Origin of the sequence: Marivita sp. (assembly GCF_051251565.1) — a bacterium.
GTDB lineage: Bacteria > Pseudomonadota > Alphaproteobacteria > Rhodobacterales > Rhodobacteraceae > Marivita.
The window spans coordinates 310,480-326,993 of the sequence record NZ_JBPOFB010000002.1; the positions used below are offsets into that span (position 1 = coordinate 310,480).

At 60.5% G+C, this 16,514-nt stretch carries 18 protein-coding genes; 4 read left to right on the forward strand and 14 right to left on the reverse strand.

Annotated elements, in window-relative coordinates; genetic code table 11:
- Nucleotides 1-71: 71 nt before the first annotated feature.
- From ACSHXH_RS03965 to ACSHXH_RS03975, 3 genes are all read right to left on the reverse strand, one after another.
- Complete coding sequence (locus ACSHXH_RS03965) at nucleotides 72-782, reverse strand: NYN domain-containing protein (RefSeq protein ID WP_435670466.1); 711 nt, start codon at nucleotides 780-782, stop codon at nucleotides 72-74.
- A 107-nt stretch (nucleotides 783-889) separates the two neighbouring features.
- Nucleotides 890-2,698 carry a gamma-glutamyltransferase gene (gene ggt, locus ACSHXH_RS03970; RefSeq protein ID WP_435670467.1) on the reverse strand — a complete coding sequence of 603 codons (1,809 nt, stop codon included), beginning with the start codon at nucleotides 2,696-2,698 and terminating at the stop codon, nucleotides 890-892.
- A 104-nt stretch (nucleotides 2,699-2,802) separates the two neighbouring features.
- Nucleotides 2,803-3,915: an S-(hydroxymethyl)glutathione dehydrogenase/class III alcohol dehydrogenase gene (locus tag ACSHXH_RS03975; protein ID WP_435670468.1), complete on the reverse strand. Its 1,113-nt coding sequence runs from the start codon at nucleotides 3,913-3,915 to the stop codon at nucleotides 2,803-2,805.
- A 93-nt stretch (nucleotides 3,916-4,008) separates the two neighbouring features.
- Here ACSHXH_RS03975 and ACSHXH_RS03980 point away from each other — a divergent pair, with 93 nt between their 5' ends.
- The 4 genes from ACSHXH_RS03980 to zapE all read left to right on the forward strand — a co-directional run bounded on the left by ACSHXH_RS03980 (nucleotide 4,009) and on the right by zapE (nucleotide 7,724).
- The gene (locus ACSHXH_RS03980) at nucleotides 4,009-4,302 is read left to right on the forward strand and encodes an I78 family peptidase inhibitor (RefSeq protein WP_435670469.1); all 294 of its coding nucleotides are present in this window, start codon (nucleotides 4,009-4,011) and stop codon (nucleotides 4,300-4,302) included.
- Between the two features lie 72 nt (nucleotides 4,303-4,374).
- Nucleotides 4,375-6,042 carry a Y-family DNA polymerase gene (locus ACSHXH_RS03985; RefSeq protein WP_435670470.1) on the forward strand — a complete coding sequence of 556 codons (1,668 nt, stop codon included), beginning with the start codon at nucleotides 4,375-4,377 and terminating at the stop codon, nucleotides 6,040-6,042.
- A 240-nt stretch (nucleotides 6,043-6,282) separates the two neighbouring features.
- On the forward strand, nucleotides 6,283-6,624 hold the full coding sequence (locus ACSHXH_RS03990) for a DUF2794 domain-containing protein (RefSeq protein ID WP_435670471.1): 342 nt from the start codon (nucleotides 6,283-6,285) through the stop codon (nucleotides 6,622-6,624).
- A gap of 41 nt (nucleotides 6,625-6,665) precedes the next feature.
- Nucleotides 6,666-7,724: a cell division protein ZapE gene (gene zapE / locus ACSHXH_RS03995; RefSeq protein ID WP_435670472.1), complete on the forward strand. Its 1,059-nt coding sequence runs from the start codon at nucleotides 6,666-6,668 to the stop codon at nucleotides 7,722-7,724.
- A 354-nt stretch (nucleotides 7,725-8,078) separates the two neighbouring features.
- Here the strand turns inward: zapE and ACSHXH_RS04000 are convergent, their stop codons facing one another.
- The 11 genes from ACSHXH_RS04000 to ACSHXH_RS04050 all read right to left on the reverse strand — a co-directional run bounded on the left by ACSHXH_RS04000 (nucleotide 8,079) and on the right by ACSHXH_RS04050 (nucleotide 16,492).
- The gene (locus tag ACSHXH_RS04000; RefSeq protein ID WP_435670473.1) at nucleotides 8,079-8,708 is read right to left on the reverse strand and encodes a LysM peptidoglycan-binding domain-containing protein; all 630 of its coding nucleotides are present in this window, start codon (nucleotides 8,706-8,708) and stop codon (nucleotides 8,079-8,081) included.
- A complete protein-coding gene (locus tag ACSHXH_RS04005) occupies nucleotides 8,705-9,289 on the reverse strand; it encodes a rhodanese-like domain-containing protein (RefSeq protein WP_435670474.1) in 585 nt (194 codons plus the stop codon). The genes ACSHXH_RS04000 and ACSHXH_RS04005 overlap by 4 nt, the downstream gene beginning before the upstream one ends.
- Before the next feature lie 105 nt (nucleotides 9,290-9,394).
- Complete coding sequence (locus ACSHXH_RS04010; RefSeq protein WP_435670616.1) at nucleotides 9,395-10,633, reverse strand: bifunctional folylpolyglutamate synthase/dihydrofolate synthase; 1,239 nt, start codon at nucleotides 10,631-10,633, stop codon at nucleotides 9,395-9,397.
- Between the two features lie 35 nt (nucleotides 10,634-10,668).
- Nucleotides 10,669-11,592 carry an acetyl-CoA carboxylase, carboxyltransferase subunit beta gene (gene accD, locus ACSHXH_RS04015; protein WP_435670475.1) on the reverse strand — a complete coding sequence of 308 codons (924 nt, stop codon included), beginning with the start codon at nucleotides 11,590-11,592 and terminating at the stop codon, nucleotides 10,669-10,671.
- Nucleotides 11,593-11,658: 66 nt separating this feature from the next.
- Nucleotides 11,659-12,573 (reverse strand): DMT family transporter, encoded by a 915-nt coding sequence (locus ACSHXH_RS04020; RefSeq protein ID WP_435670476.1) that lies wholly within the window; start codon nucleotides 12,571-12,573, stop codon nucleotides 11,659-11,661.
- Nucleotides 12,574-12,626: 53 nt separating this feature from the next.
- Nucleotides 12,627-12,851 (reverse strand): lipopolysaccharide assembly protein LapA domain-containing protein, encoded by a 225-nt coding sequence (locus tag ACSHXH_RS04025; RefSeq protein ID WP_435670477.1) that lies wholly within the window; start codon nucleotides 12,849-12,851, stop codon nucleotides 12,627-12,629.
- Between the two features lie 13 nt (nucleotides 12,852-12,864).
- Entirely contained in the window at nucleotides 12,865-13,269 is a 405-nt protein-coding gene (locus ACSHXH_RS04030) for a hypothetical protein (RefSeq protein ID WP_435670478.1), read from the reverse strand.
- 80 nt (nucleotides 13,270-13,349) lie between these two features.
- Nucleotides 13,350-14,186, reverse strand: a complete 837-nt coding sequence (locus tag ACSHXH_RS04035; RefSeq protein WP_435670479.1) for a DUF481 domain-containing protein — start codon at nucleotides 14,184-14,186, stop codon at nucleotides 13,350-13,352.
- Nucleotides 14,187-14,330: 144 nt separating this feature from the next.
- Nucleotides 14,331-15,254: a LysR family transcriptional regulator gene (locus ACSHXH_RS04040; protein WP_435670480.1), complete on the reverse strand. Its 924-nt coding sequence runs from the start codon at nucleotides 15,252-15,254 to the stop codon at nucleotides 14,331-14,333.
- Nucleotides 15,255-15,330: 76 nt separating this feature from the next.
- Nucleotides 15,331-15,708 (reverse strand): hypothetical protein, encoded by a 378-nt coding sequence (locus tag ACSHXH_RS04045; protein ID WP_435670481.1) that lies wholly within the window; start codon nucleotides 15,706-15,708, stop codon nucleotides 15,331-15,333.
- 10 nt (nucleotides 15,709-15,718) lie between these two features.
- The gene (locus ACSHXH_RS04050) at nucleotides 15,719-16,492 is read right to left on the reverse strand and encodes a DUF6478 family protein (RefSeq protein ID WP_435670482.1); all 774 of its coding nucleotides are present in this window, start codon (nucleotides 16,490-16,492) and stop codon (nucleotides 15,719-15,721) included.
- Nucleotides 16,493-16,514: the final 22 nt, after the last annotated feature.

Below are 16,514 nucleotides of genomic sequence, written 5' to 3' on the forward strand. Positions count from 1 at the left end.
AACATGCCACGGCAAGAACAAAGCTGCAATGCACCTTTATTGCGGCACCAGAAATCTGCCCGTTTGCCGGATCAATCCCGTCGGCGCACCATCAGTTGGTTGTTTGGCCCGCGCTTAACCTCAAGCACTTTCATGTCCGCGACCAGATCGCTCAGCTTGCGCTTGCCATAGGTGCGGGTGTCGAAATCCGGGTTGGCAGACACGATATGTTGCCCCAACTGGCCCAAGCGGTACCACTCGTCGTCCTGATCAATCGCATCCATCGCCTTGAGGATCAGGTTGCGCGCCTCGTTCAGGTTAGAGGCCTTGACCGGTTTCGCCTCCGTGGTGCCGACATCGGCCCCAGTTTCAAGGTTCTCCAAAAAGATGAATCGTTTGCAGGCGCGGCGGAACGCTTCGGGTGTTTTTTGCATTCCCATGCCGAACACATCCAAGCCTTGTTCGCGCAATCGCTGCGCCAATCGGGTGAAATCGCTGTCGGAACTGACCAGAACGAATCCGTCAAAGCGCCCCGTGTGCATCAGGTCCATCGCGTCGATCACCAGCGCGATATCGCTGGCATTCTTGCCCACGGTGTTGGCGGGCTGGTGATGCGGCACAAGGCCGAATTCGGCCTGAACCTTGGACCAGCCGGACATCTGCTGGCTTGAGAAATCGCCGTAACAGCGCCGAACACTGGCCTCGCCCAAAGATGCAATCTCGTCAAAGATGGCGCGCGTGTATTTCGGAGACGTGTTATCCGCGTCAATCAGAACCGCAAGAAGAGGCGGGTTTTCGGACATGAGGGAAATCCCTTGATCAGTATGGTCTGGGGCCTGGTGCAGCGGACCCAGCTTTGGTGTGGGGGCAGGCGGCACAGCATCGACGCCCGCAGTCCTCGTCTGACAGATCACTCGCCAAGCGCAATCCCCTCGCGCCGTGGATCGGCCCCGCCCGTCAGGGTGTCTGCGATGGCGATGGCGTGCAGACCTGAATTCAATCCACGCACGCTCACCTCATATCCAAGCGCGGTCAGCGCCGGTTCAAGATCAGCAGCTGTCGTGCCTTCTTCGACATCATAGGTGCCGAACCGATTGACCAGATGCGGCATCGCAACCGCCTGTTGCACGTCCATACCCCAATCCACATGCGCAATGATCGCCTGCGTGACATAGCCGATGATCCGGCTGCCGCCCGGCGATCCGATCACCAGCGACGGTACGCCGTCGGTGAGCACGATGGTCGGGGCCATGGATGACCGGGGCCGTTTGCCCGGCTCAAGCCGGTTGGCAATGGGGCGCCCATCCGCATGGGTGCGGAACGAGAAATCCGTCAGTTCATTGTTGAGCAGGAACCCCCGCACAAACAGCCGCGACCCGAACCCGTTCTCAATCGTGGTCGTCATCGACAAAGCGTTGCCATAGCTGTCCACGATAGAAATATGCGAGGTCGAGGGAAGCTCAAGGCTCTCGTCCGGGGCCAGCAGCATCGCGTGGTCCCATTCCGGCGATCCGGCAGAGACCTCGGGCAACGCATCGTCACCCTGCAAAAGCTGCCCGCGCTCTTGCAGATAGGCAGGTGCGACAAGCCCTTTGGTGGGCATCGGCACAAAATCAGTGTCGGCCATGTAAACCCCGCGATCCGCAAAGGCGAGCCGCGACGCATCACCGATCAGTCGCCACGCCTCGGCACTGTCAGGGCCAAGTGCTGCAAGGTCATAGCCGTCCAGCATGCCAAGGATCTGCCCCAATGTCAGCGCCCCGGACGATGGTGGGCCCATGCCGCAGACGTCGTGTGCGCGGTAAGGCACGCAGACAGGCGCGCGTTCCTTGACCGCATAAAGCGCCAAATCGGAAGCGGACAAAACGCCGGGATTGCCAGCAGCGGTGCGCACGGTTGCCACGATGTCAGAGGCGATTGGGCCGGTGTAGAACGCCTCCGCCCCTCCCGCCGCGATCAGGCGCAGCGTGTGTGCATATTCCGCATTGACCAGCGTGTCGCCCGCGGCAATGGGTGCGCCATTGGGAAAGAAATACGCGTGCGTTGCGCGGAACCAGCCAAGGCGATCTGTGTCGCCTTCAACCAGTTCGGCCAACCGTGGCGACACGGTAAAGCCGCCCTCGGCCAGATCAATCGCTTCAGTGAACAGACCCGCCCAATCGGACCGGCCCCATGTGTCATGCGCGGCCTGCATCAATGCGGGCGTGCCCGGCGTGCCCACAGACCGCCCGCCAACAACCGCGTCGAAAAAGCCCATCGGCTCTCCATCCTCGGTCTGAAACAGGGTCGGTGTTGCCGACAGGGGCGCGGTTTCGCGCCCGTCCAGTGTTGTCACCTCGCCCGAATTGGCATCGTACCAAACCAGAAACGCGCCCCCACCAAGGCCAGAGCTTTGTGGCTCGACCAAACCAAGAACCGCTTGTACGGCCACCATCGCATCGGCGGCTGTCCCGCCCTCGCGCAGCACCCGTGCCCCGGCCTCGACCGCCAAGGGGTTCGCTGCGGCGACCATCCAGTCCTGTGCCTCAACCGGAATGCCCGCCGCCTTGGCCTCAAGCGCGGCAAGTGCAGCATCTGATACAGAACCAAACGCAGGTGTGGCTTGGGTTGTGGCTTCGGGTGCGACAGTGTCCGTCGCCTCTTGTGCGACCGACGCTGTGGTCACCGCAAAGGCAAGAGCAGCAGAGACGGCCAACGCTGGTTTGGAGCAAAGTCGCATTATGGTTCTCCTTGCAGGCGAACAGAAAGCAGACGCACGGGTTGCCCTGCATACTGGGGCATCAGGCGTGAAAAGAGGGGCAGTTGCCCCTCCGTCAGACGGCGTCAGTAAATCACAACCGACCGGATGCTTTCGCCTTTGTGCATCAGGTCAAAGCCTTTGTTGATGTCATCCAGCGGCATGGTGTGGGTGATCATCGGGTCAATCTCGATCTTGCCGTCCATGTACCAGTCGACGATCTTGGGCACATCCGTGCGCCCGCGCGCGCCCCCAAAGGCCGTGCCTTTCCATGTGCGCCCGGTGACTAGCTGAAAAGGCCGCGTGCTGATTTCGGCACCGGCAGGGGCCACACCGATTATGATCGACTCGCCCCACCCCTTGTGGGCACATTCCAGCGCGTCGCGCATCACCTTGACGTTGCCAGTGGCGTCGAACGTGTAATCTGCGCCGCCTTTGGTGAGGTTCACCAGATAAGGCACCAGATCGCCCTCGACCTCGGACGGGTTCACGAAATGCGTCATGCCAAAGCGTTCCGCCATCGGCACCTTGTCGGGGTTCAGGTCTACGCCCACAATCTGGTCCGCACCGGCAAGCCGCAAACCCTGAATGACGTTCAGGCCAATGCCTCCCAGACCGAACACAATCGCGCGGCTGCCGATCTCGACCTTGGCGGTGTTGATCACGGCCCCGATGCCGGTGGTGACGCCACATCCGATATAGCACACCTTGTCAAACGGTGCGTCTTCGCGGATCTTGGCCAGCGCAATCTCGGGCAGAACGGTGTGGTTCGAAAAGGTCGAACATCCCATGTAATGCAGGATCGGCGTGCCATCGAGCATCGAGAACCGGCTGGTCCCATCGGGCATCACGCCTTGGCCCTGCGTCGAGCGGATCGCCTGACACAAGTTGGTCTTGGGGTGCAGGCAGTAATCGCATTCCCGACATTCCGGCGTGTAAAGCGGGATCACGTGATCGCCCGGCTTGAGGCTGGTCACGCCCGGACCCACCTCGACCACAACGCCCGCACCTTCATGGCCCAGGATCGCAGGGAACATCCCCTCGGGGTCGGCCCCCGACAGGGTAAATTCGTCCGTGTGGCAAATGCCGGTGGCCTTGATCTCGACCAAAACCTCTCCGGCGCGGGGGCCGTCCAGGTTTACATCCATAATCTCGAGCGGTTTGCCAGCTTGAACAGCAACGGCGGCGCGTGTGCGCATGGGGCGTCTCCCTTGGTCTTGAGTGTCGAATGACCCTTGCGGCAAACGCGCGTCTTTGCAACCGTTGGGTACGGTTTAATAAGGAGAAGATAGATGCGGACATTTATTTTGATGGGTCTTTCACTGGGTTTGGCTGGGTGCATGGCACTTCCGCCCGAACCGCAACCCCTGCAACGCCCCACCGCAGAGCTGGGCAGCGACACATGCGGTGCCGCGGGTGTGTCGAACCTCATGGGTGCGCCCCGGTCGGTGGTTGAATTCGTGACACTGGAACAGCCCAAGCGCATCGTCGGGGTTGAAGACACCATGACCACGGATTTTGATCCGACGCGGGTGAACTTTACCATCGGTGCAAGCGGCGTTGTGACAAACATCAGCTGCGGCTAGGCGGCGCGGGCGGCTTGCATGCGGCTGGGGATGGTGTAGAACGAAAGCGGAACATTTGCTGCCGCGAGTCCCATGCCCAACCGCCGTATCCTGTCCATCTGGTTTCCCCGGCTGGCCGCCGAACGCCATATCAGGCGCGACCCCAATCTGGGCGAAGTGCCGTTTGCCGTCGTGCGCGATGTCGGGCAGGCGCAGGTTCTGGCGTCGCTGTCCCCCTTGGCCGAGGCGGCCGGGCTGTATGACGGCCAGCCCCTGCGCGATGCCCATGCGATGTGCGCCGACCTGCTGACACGGCTGTCCAACCCCCATGCCGAGGCGGCGTTTCTGGGGGTGTTGCACCGCTGGGCGGGCAAGTTTTCGCCTTGGGTCGCGCGCGAGGAACCAGACGCGCTGGTGCTCGATCTGACCGGTTGTGCACATTTGTTCGGCGGCGAAGACAATCTGGCGCGCCATGTGGAACAGGATTGCACCGATCTGGGCCTCTCGGTGCATCTGGGGATGGCCGACACGCTGGGCGGCGCATGGGCGCTGGCGCGGTTTGGCGGCGGGCAGGGCGGCGCGCATCACCGCACTGGCGATGCAATTGACCAAGAGGCGCGCGCGACCCGGTCCCGCGCAGGCAAGCGGCGGCACTGGGAACGCGGCGGCGCGGCTCCGGCGATCACGCTGACCGGGATACAGGGCCGCACCCGCATCGCCGCGCCCGGCGAAACCTACGCCGCACTGGCCCCGCTGCCGATTGCGGCGCTGCGGCTGGAAGATCATTCCATGAAACAGCTCTCCCGCCTTGGCCTGCGCCGGGTGAAAGACCTTGTCGACCAACCCCGTGCCGGGCTGGCCCGCCGCTTTGGCCGCGGTCTGGTGGCGCGCATGGATCAGGCGTTGGGCGCTCTTCCTGAACCGGTCAGCCCGGCCCCACCCCCCGACCGCTTTGCCACAAGGATCAGTCTGCCCGATCCCATCGGTCTTGAGGAAGACGTGATGGCCGCCATTGACCGGCTCTTGCCCCGTCTCTGTGACGGGTTGCGCAACAAGGGGCGGGGTGCGCGGACCCTGCGCTTCGAGGCGTATCGCGCCGACGGGACCATGCAGTGGATGAACGTCACGATGGCCAAGCCGTCGCATGATCCCGACCATATCCGTCCTCTCTTGCGGCTCAAGGTCGAGGACCTGGATGCGGGCTACGGCATCGACATGCTGCGGCTTGAGGCGGTGCTGCACGAACCCATCCACCTGCGTACCGCGTCCGGCCATCTTGAGGCAGCCGAGGACGGGCGCGCGCGCATGGCCGGGTCAAAGCCCGGATCGCTGGACCAGTTGATTGGACGGCTGGGCACACGGCTTGGGGTCGAGGCGATCACCCGTGTACAGCCCGCAGACAGCCATATCCCTGAAAAGACATGGGTCACTGTCGCCGCCGCGTGGTCAGAACCGGCCACGCATTGGCCGCAGCGTGGAAAACGGCGTCCGCTGCGCATGTGGGTGCCGGAACCGGTGATGGTGGCAGACATGCCACGCCTGCCCGAAACCTTCCGCTGGCGTGGCCGCATCCACCGCGTGCACAGCACCCGAGGCCCGGAACGCATCGCGCCGGAATGGTGGCTCGACGATCCCGGCTGGCGCAGCGGCCAGCGCGACTATTGGGAGGTCATCACCAAGGACGGCCAACGCCTCTGGCTGTTCTACGCCCATGGCGCAGCGAAATCCTCTGGCTGGTTCTGTCAGGGTGCGTTTGCGTGACCCTGAAACAGCTGGGGACGAAACGTTGCAAAGCATTCCGTCCCTTTCTTCAAAGAAAGCGCGGACCGTGACACGTTGGGTCACCCGCTGCAAAACCTTTCCAAAAGGTTAAAGGGACCGAAGCGGACCCAATGTTTCGCGTGCGAAACAAAAGGGCCAAACCGGACCTAATTCCCACACCGGACACCGACCTGCGCTAAAATGCTTGATTTCGCCCAAGGGCTGCACACATCATGTAGAATGAACAGCATTACTCCGTTCCCGACACATCCGGGCGCCACCGAACAGGTCGCCTTTCACCGCACGGAGCTGGGTGTGATCCTGTCTCTCTATGGGCGCATGGTCGCGGCGGGGGAATGGCGCGATTACGGCATCTCGACATTGCGCGAGGTCGCGGTGTTCTCGGTGTTTCGGCGCACGGCGGAAAACCCGCTCTATCGCATCGAAAAGCGGCCCAAGCTGCGCAGCAAGCAGGGGCAATACGCGGTGATCGGCATTGACGGGCAGGTGCTCAAACGCGGGCATGACCTGCGCACGGTCCTGCGGGTGCTTGAACGCAAGCTCATTCGCGCGGTTGAATAAGACCTCTCCACAATCCTGATCAGACGCGGTAATCGGCGGGCATGATGACTTTGCCCGACATCTACGCCGCCCGTGTGGCCGATGGCACGCTGACCCGCGACTCCGCGCAGGACGCCGCGTTGCCGGAATTCGAACGCATCCGCGATGCGCTTGCGCAGCCCGTCAAACGGGGGCTTTTCCGCAAACCGCCCGAGCCACCCAAGGGGCTGTACCTGTGGGGCGGCGTGGGGCGCGGCAAGTCGATGCTGATGGACCTGTTTGTCCAAAGCCTTAATGTGCCTGCGCGCCGGGTGCATTTCCATGCCTTCATGCAGGAAATCCACGCTGCCATTCACAAGGCACGGCAGGACGGGGTCGAGGACGCGATCAAGCCGGTTGCAAAATCGGTGTCCGATAGCGTCCGCCTGCTGGCCTTCGATGAGATGCAGATCACCGACATCACCGACGCGATGATCGTGGGGCGGTTGTTCGAAAAGCTGTTCGCTGCGGGCGTCGTGGTGGTGACCACGTCGAACCGGGTGCCGGATGACCTTTACAAGGACGGCTTGAACCGACAGATCTTTCTGCCCTTCATCGACAAGCTCAAGGCGCAGATGGTGGTGCATGAACTCGCCTCGCCCACCGATTACCGACAGGATCGTCTTGCAGGGGCGCAGGTCTATTTCACCCCGAATGACTCAGTCGCCAAGACCGAGATCAACCGCATCTGGCACGAACTGACCCAAGGCGAACACCACAGCCTGACCCTGCATGTGCAGGGGCGCGAGATTGAATTGCCACGTTTTCACAACGGGGTGGCGCGGGTGAAATTTTACGATCTCTGCGGCAAGATGCTTGGCCCTGCGGATTATCTTGCGCTGGCTGATGCAGTGCGGGTGCTGATCATCGAAGACATCCCGCGTCTGAGCCGTCAGAACTTCAACGAGGCCAAGCGCTTTGTCACCCTGATCGACGCTTTGTACGAGGCTCGCGTGCGGTTGATCGTGTCGGCGGCGGCAGAGCCCGAAATGCTTTATATCGAAGGCACCGGAACGTTCGAATTCGAACGTACAGCAAGCCGCTTGCGGGAAATGCAGGCTGACGGCTGGGGCGACCAATAAGCAAAAAAAAGAGGTCCCGAAGGACCTCTTGAGCTGCTCGATATTCTCGCCTGTCTTCAGGTCCTTGCTTTGCCTTACGTCGATAGAGGCGCGAGGGACGCGCCAGAGGTCGGGCCGTTCTGGATTTGGTGGTTTTCGGGGTGATGTGCGCCGGACCCTTCAGAAGCCAAGATTGGCCCCAAATTGACACTATAGATACTCAATACCACCTTAAAAACCCCCGTCTCGTGATTGCTTTTTCAGAAAATCACGAAGTCTGTAAGCCTTGTGCCATAGTGATTCGCACCGGTCAACATTTAGCTGACCGAAAGGCAAACATTTCCAGTAATGCCAGGTTTGACTAGATGTTGTGGTTCAGCGTGTGGGCAGTTTCAGGACCATTCCGGGCTTGAGACTGTCTTGGCTGGGCATGATGTCCGAATTGCTCCGAAAGATTTCGCCAGACATTTCGGTGTTGCCATAAACGTCGCGCGCAATGCTCAAAAGCGTGTCTCCTGGGCGCACGAAATAGGAACCTGACGTCGGGGCGCGCCGTGCATCGGTGCGCACCGGTTCGATCTGGGTCACGTTGGATGGCGCAGGGGCACTGGCGATGCTGCGCTGCACGACGCTGTGCAAAAGGCTGCCCGGTTCGCCGGGGGCCGGGGCTTCGCCGGTGGTGACGGATTTCAGGTTTGAAATCGCACTGAAGGTCATATCGCGCATATTGGTTGGGTCTTGGGGGGCCTGCACTGACGGTGTCTCGACACTCCGTACAGGGGCGATCACGGGCGCGACCACAGCGATATCGCGTGTGGGGGCGGTGACTGAGGGCATCGGGTCGGCGGTGCGCGTCACGCTGGTTTGGGTCGCGGGATCGGGGAGGATCTCTGCGTTGCGCGGCGATCCGGGTTGAAACACGACCAGTATGATCGTCAGCGCCAGAAAGGCAGTGCCCATTAAGGCCATGCGGATCAATCCGCTAGTCTTGTATGCATCTGTCATTGGCCCACCGAAATATTGAGTCCAAGCGCGCTCCAGGTTGATGCGCCGCCGCGGTAATACTTGATCTTGTCTGTCGGATAGCCCGCGACCAACAGATTCTGGATCGCGTCACGCGCGTTCCCGTCATCCGGTCCATTGCCAAAAACAACCAAGGTAAAGGCCGTGCCAAAGACGGGGGCGTTGTCGGCATTGCTGACACCCAAGGCGGTCAACAGGTCAGAGCGATAGGGATTGTTGGGCAGAAACGTGGCCACGGGTACATTCACGGCACCGGGCAACGACCCAGATGAAAACGTGCGGGGCATGCGGACATCGACCAACAGGCCCGACCCGTTGCTGACTGCGGTCTGCAAAAAACCAATGACTTCGAGTTCGCCAAGCGTTTCCACACCGGCGGCAACAGCGATAGGCTGGATGCAGGACGACGGGCAAGACGGGCCACTGCGCGTCACCGTCATTTCGGTGCCATTCATGGTAAATGTGAACGCGCTGGCGTTCTCTGTGATCGTTGCCGATTGCGCATAAATTGAAGTGCCCGAAACAAGGGCAGCCGCAATAACGGCGCGCCGTACTGGTACCATGTAGCCACCTATTTGTCTCGCTCGCGCGGACACCGCTCTTTTTTACGATATATAGGCGAATTTCGATAATTTGGTCAATATAAAGTGACCCAATCAAACTTTAGGTCACTCAATCACACGAAGAACATGCCCGGCAAGGTACAGCGACCCGCAAATCAGGACGCGGGCGTTGGGCTCTGAGCTATGGATTTGGCGCAGCGCGGTTTCGACGCTGTCGGCTTCCTGTGCGATCAGTCCGACATCTTTTGCGGCGCGTGCGGTGTCAGCAGCGCTCAGCGTGTTGGCCTCACCTGGAATGGAAATCGCGGTCAGGTGGTCGGCGACACCCGCCAGAGGGCGCAGGTAGCCACGCACATCTTTGGTGTTGAGCATGCCGCAGATCATATGGGTTGGCCGCTTTGGCAAGCCGCGCAGATAGGTGGCCAGCGCATCGCCCGCCGCAGGATTGTGTCCCCCATCCAGCCAAAGATCGGCGTGCGGCGCCAGATCGTTAAGCGGCGTGCCTTTGAGGTGTTGCATCCGCGCGGGCCAAAAGGCCTTTTGCACCGCACCATCAAACGCGGCGTCTGGCAGGCCCAGATACCGAAGCGCTGCAAGTGCGGCCCCCGCATTCTGGATCTGATGCGCGCCGGGCAGGTTGGGCAGATCGAGGTCGAGCAGCCCGATTTCATCCTGATAGACCAGCCGCCCGCGCTCTTGGCTGACATGCCAGTGTTGACCGTAAGCCAGCAGGGGCGCGCCCAGACGGGCAGCTTGGGCTTCGATCACGGCCATCGCATCGTCATGCTGCGGCCCGACGATACAGGGCACGCCGCGCTTGATGATGCCCGCCTTTTCGCTGGCGATCTTGGCGATCGTATCGCCCAGAAAGCCTTCGTGATCCATAGATACCGGGGTGATGATGGTCAGCTCTGGCGCATCCACCACGTTGGTTGCATCCAGACGCCCCCCCAGCCCAACCTCAAGCAAGGTGTAATCGGCAGGCGTGCGGGCAAAGGCCAGAAGGGCGGCGCAGGTGGTGATTTCGAAATAGGTGATGCTCGCGCCATCATTGGCGTTGTAGCATTCGTCCAGCACCTCGGTCAGGTGCGCTTCGGTGATCAGAGCTCCGGCAAGGCGGATGCGTTCATGAAACCGGGCCAGATGTGGCGAAGTGTAGGCGTGGACGGTTTTGCCTGCCGCCTCAAGCCCGGCGCGGATCATCGCCTGGGTCGATCCCTTGCCGTTGGTGCCCGCAATATGGATCACCGGCGGCAACGCCCGTTCGGGGTGGTCCAAAGCTTCCAAAAGTGCCCAGACACGGCCCAGCGTCAGGTCGATGATCTTGGGGTGAAGCGACATCATCCGGTCAAGGATGACATCCGAACCAGCAGGCGCGGTCACGGGGTCTGGTCAGCGCCGACCGGCGGCATGTCTGCCGGGCCAGGGGCGGGCAGATCGCCCGCCACAGGCGGCGGCATGTGCATCAGCATGCGGATGATCTGCACCAGTTCGCTGCGCATCTTGCGGCGGTCGGTGACCCGGTCCAGCATCCCGTGTTCCAGCAGGTATTCCGCGCGCTGGAACCCTTCGGGCAGCTTTTCGCGGATGGTCTGTTCGATCACGCGCGGCCCGGCAAAGCAGATCAGCGCGCCGGGTTCCGCGATCTGAACATCGCCCAACATCGCGTAAGACGCCGTCACGCCTCCGGTTGTGGGGTGGGTCAGCACAACGATATAGGGCAGGTTCGCTTCCTTGAGCATCTGCACCGCGACCGTGGTGCGGGGCATTTGCATCAGGCTCAGAATGCCTTCCTGCATGCGCGCGCCCCCTGCGGCCGAAAACAAAACCAGCGGGCGGCGCAGTTCAACTGCCTTTTCGGCAGCGGCGATGATGGCGTTGCCGACATACATGCCCATCGACCCGGCCATAAAGCTGAAATCCTGTGCCACCGCCACGATGGGCGTGCGGCCCATATCACCCGTGGCGATCAGCATCGCCTCTTTTTCGCCGGTGGTTCTTTGCGCGCTGCGCAGTCGGTCGGGGTATTTTTTCTGGTCGCGGAATTGTAGCGGGTCGGCCAGCGGCTCTGGCACGGCAATTTCGCTGTAGATCCCCCCGTCGAATAGCCCGGCAAAGCGGTCGCGCGGCGTGATGTTCATGTGGTGGCCGCAATTGGAACAGACATTCAGGTTGTCTGACACCTCGCGGTGGAACAGCATGGTGCCGCAATCATCACATTTCACCCAAAGGTTCTCGGGCAATTCGCGGCGCGAAAAGATCGAATTGATCCGGGGTCGGACGTAGTTGGTGATCCAGTTCATGCAGTGCGGCTCCCGTCACCCTGTCTTAGCTGGATGTGATCTAAGGCCCATTCGGTGGAAATGCAATCAACCCTGCGGAGTCAGATTTGACCGGGCCGGACCGCGTTTGACACCCAGTTGCCGTTCACGCCAGATGATCAGCACGCCTGCACCGATGATGACGATCGACCCGATGATCGTGTGGATCGTCGGGATCTCGTCAAAGATCGTGTAGCCGATGACCAGCGCAAACAGGATCGACGCATAGTCGAACGGTGCCAGAAACGCGGCTTCGGCATGGCGGTAGGACGAGGTCAGCAGGATTTGTGCCACCCCGCCCACCACGCCTGCGCCGATCAATTGCGTTGCCGTTTCCGCGTCTGGCATGACCCAGCCAAACGGAACTGTCAAAAGCGACAGGCAGGTCGCGGTGACGGCAAAGTAGAACACCACCGACGAGGTCGTTTCATGTTGCACCAGTTTGCGGATATGCACATGGGCCAGCGCCCGAAGCGCCGCCGAGGCCAGCACCAGCACCACGCCCCAACGCGCAGCGGTGCCAAGATCATCATTGCCCAATTGCGGCAGCATCACGATGACCACGCCGATCAATCCAAGCGCCACCGCCGACATGCGCACCAGCCGGATCTTTTCCCCCAGAAGCATCGCGGCAAACAGCACCGTCAGGATTGGCGCGGCATAACCAAGCACCGTCACTTCGGGCAAAGGCAACAGGCCAAGCGCGGCAAAGCCACAGGCCATCGCACTGACCCCAATCAGACCGCGCCAAAAATGCCCCGACGGGTTCCGGGTACGCAATCCAGTGCTCAGTTCGCGCCGCAGAACCAACCACAGCAGGATCACCGGAAGCGCAAAAATGGAACGGAAAAACACCGCCTGACCCGGAGGGACAACGTCTGCACTGGCCTTGATCAGCGCTGCCATGATGACAAAAAGAAAAACGGCGCTGAGCTTCAGCACCATGCCGCGTAGCGGGGACATACATTCTCCGGAACAGGTTATGTGCTACAGTTTGCCCGCCGCTCACAGGAAGGTCAATCACGCCCGCCCAAGCGGCGTTTGCCGGAATGGCCGAACAGCCATCCCATCAGAAATCCAAGCCCCACGCAGATCAGAACAAGGACTGCGTGACTGCTGTTGACGGACCAGATGAACAGCTGCACATCGACCCGTTCCATATTCTGGAGCATGAATAGACCCAGAAAAACCGAGATGAGGAAAAGCGCCAGCCACCGGGTGTCCATGAGAATATGTTTCATATTGCTGTGTGCTTCATGCAGGGGCGACGCCGCGCCCCGAGATCATTCCCAACTGGGCGCAGGCGCGCAGGATCATGTGGTAATTGCGGCGCTGGACGTTCGGGTCTGTTGTGTTTTCCGTCAGGATCATGGTGCGATCCACGATGCCGATATGTGCGATCGACGTGATGTCCATGACCAGGTCATCCAGTGCGTCGAGCCGGATCAGGACAAGGTTTCCGCGCATCCATGGCAGGGTCGGGATGTTCAGCAACCGTTCAAAAACATGTGCGCTTGTCTGGCAGTGACTCGCCACAACAAGCTGTGGTCCGGGTGCGGTCCCGACCAGTCGATGGCCAAAAATGGTTCCGGTGGTCTGGGTACAAAAGACTTCGAGATAGCCGGCGTCGCGTTCAGCGATGATGGTTCGCTTGGACATTCTGGGCTCCTCTTGGGGGAACTGGGAAAAAGAGGGGCAGATCGCTCTGCCCCCAAGTTTACATGAGGGTGTTCAACAGATCAGTTGAACGAGTAGACGAGCGATACTCCAAACGTATTGTCCGTCTGTTTTGCGCCTTTTGCCACGTCCGAGTGGTATTCGGTCAGGACGCTTGTGCGCAGGGCGACCGTGTCGGTCATCGACACGTTCAGTGCGAAATCGTTGAACACGGCGGTGTCGGATTCCGAGTAAATCACGTCCGTGTCATTGGTGAGAAAGACCGTGTCGGTCAGTTTATGGGCATAGTCAGAGCTGATGCCGAACGCGCCTTCGCTGATGTCGCCACGGGTCACGTCTGCCAGTTCGGAAAACCGGTAGCCGGGACCGCCTTGAAGCGACCATTGACGGGTTTCGTCGTTGAACACGCGGTAACCGGCACCAAAGCTGACAAAGGTATCGGTTTCGAAATCCGAGAATTCGTCAACCGAGCCCTGAACCTTGGCAAACCCAAAGACCACGGGATTGAAATCACGGGTGTATTCCAGTCCGTAATACAGGCTTTCCTCGGTCTTCTTGCCGTCATCTTCGCCGTAGGCGTAGTTGAGCTGAAGCTCGATACCGTTCGGACCCCAGACATAGTTCAGGTCTGACCCGATGCCGATATCCAGGCTGTCTGTATTGCCGCTTGATGCGATGGCACGCACTGCGACGGACCCGTCAAACCCCTGGGGGCGGCCTTCGTTCCCGAAACGGTCAAGCTCACGCTCGGCATCGTCTTCGATGGCTTCGATCAAGTCCTCGTTGCGGTCCGCAGCGACAGAGGCGCCGCCAACCAGCGATTGCGCCGAAACCGTTGTCGCCGACAGGGCTGCAATCAAAGCGACAGCGCCCACATGGGATTTGGTGACGTCTTTCATTGGTGAGTCCTTTTCCAACAAAGAGTGACCCGTCCTGAAGAGGGCGGGAGCATTACTGCTGAAACCGATGTAGGAAACCCGATAAAATGAGGAAAATTAAAAATAATTGACCATGAAACAAGTAATGCTCATTTCATTAGGAAATCAAGGCGTGCCAAGGACTTCTACGGACTCGTGCGTGCTCATTTCGGCGAGGTCGGCCATGACCGCGTCCTGATCCGCATCAATCTGTGTTGAAACCGCAACAAGTGCGGCCTCGGCAGCGATCCGGATGTCGTCGTCAAGATCATCGCGCCAGATCGACCAGACCGGATATGGAAAAACAGGTGCGTCCGGAACAAGGAACAGCCGCCCCTCATCGAGGTATCGCTTTATGTACCGGGCAGGGAGATAGGCCGCTCGTTGACGGTTGACAACGTAATCCGCAGCCATCGCCCCGAGCGACAGGGTCAATCCGGAATTCCCGAGCTGCGTCAGTTCCTGTGCATGGGCGTGAACGAATTCCGGTCCCCAATCGACAAAGACGTACCGGTCGCCGATCCCGTCCAGAGTGGTCTCAAAGGATGACGCGAGCACAAGATCTTCTTCGAGCACCGCGTGCGCGCTGAGCCCCGGTCGCAGTTGCGGCGTGTACATCAAGCCTACCTGCACGATCCCTTCGATCAGAAACCGGGTGATCCTGTCCGGCATCCCGATCTCGGCGCGTACGCTCAGTTCCGGCAGATTGGTCTGCAAGGCATCAACCCAACGAAACCCGAGCCGCGGCCAGAGCGAATACTGCGCTCCGATGGACAGTGATTTGGAGAAGCCTTCGGGAATGCCGATCTGCTGCCGTGCTTCTTCCCAGACCTTGATCATGGACAGCGCATAGCGTTCAAATTCCCGCCCTGCCGTGGTCAGCTCTGCCCCCGCTTTGGACCGGGTGAACAACGGCTTGCCAAGCGATTCCTCAAGGCGCAGCACGCGCAGGCTGACTGCGGATTGAGTGACGTACAGCCGCTCGCTTGCGTTGACGAATGATCCGGTCGCCGCGACTTCGAGAAAGGTGCGGATCAGGGTGATATCCATCGGGGGCTATCCCTTCGGGTTCGAGGTTCAGCGCTGCACCCCAATGATCCAACGCGTCCGGCGGGGCCCCGTCTTGTCAGGCGGTTTCGCGGCAATGTCGGCGGAAGGACCGTTTGAGCATGTCCAATTCGGCCCGCAAAAGCGACATCTCGGCGCGGATGTCTTCGCCAGCCGCGTCGCCCGCAATGATCGAGAAATCACCAAGCGCCTGTCCCAGCGTCGCTTCGGAAATAACGAATGTGTGCACGCCGTCCGCGATCATGTTGGCCGGCACCGGCACCTTGATGACCCAGGATGCAGGGTCGGGCAGCGCTTCAAGCGTGATGTCGGGTACCGGTTTGTCATGTACCCGCACATCCACATTCGGTGCGGGGCTGTCGTCGGACTCTCCGGCGATCACACCTTCCCAGACACCCTCGAAAAACCGGCTTTTTGACAGGGAATACGCGGTCATTCTCGGGTCCTCACATCTCGGCTCTGGGGCGACGGCTGAAATACAGGTCACGCAGAACAACCTGACTCATGTCCGGGTTCTCAAAGATCAGGTCAATCCAAACCTTTTCCACCCGCTTTTCGTTAAGTTTCGTGTAGGCCAGATCGAATTCCACAACCAGTTCGCGGTCGGTTACCGGCAATTCCCGCACGATCTGTTCGGTGTTGGGCCCGTGCTGCACATTGAGCCGGGCAAAGATTTCAAGCGGGCGTTCAAGATCCACTATCGCGTCAAACCGGATCAGGTGCTTGCGCTTGAGACCCACCGTCGCCTCGGCGGGCAGGTCGATCACAAGCGACAGGTATGATCCGTCAAAGCGGAACACATCCAGTCGCAGGCCGTAAGCGGCCAGATCATCGGCACTGGTATTGCGTAACTGGCGCAGGGTCAGTTCCGATTGGCTGCAATCGTGAAACAGCGTGACCTCGCGGCCCAGCATGGCTTTGTTGGCGACCGCAGACATGCCCTGCACCGAAAGCGGGCCGCACCACGCCTCGGGGCGCCAGGACCAATCGGCATCATAGGGAACGGGCACCGCCTGGTTGCCCAGAACGGGCAGACCAAGCCGATCGTCCGCGACGTAGATCAGTTCGTCGAGGTGGTATTTCAACCGGCGCGCGGCGGCACGGTTGCGACGCAGTTCCCGCAGGTCGGCATGTCGCGCGGTTTCAGCCCAACGGCGAAATCGCCTGAGCGCGGATTGCTGGATAACGCGGTCAAGCAGACCGGGTTTCATCTCTGACATGAGCTGCTCGCTCCTGCTGATG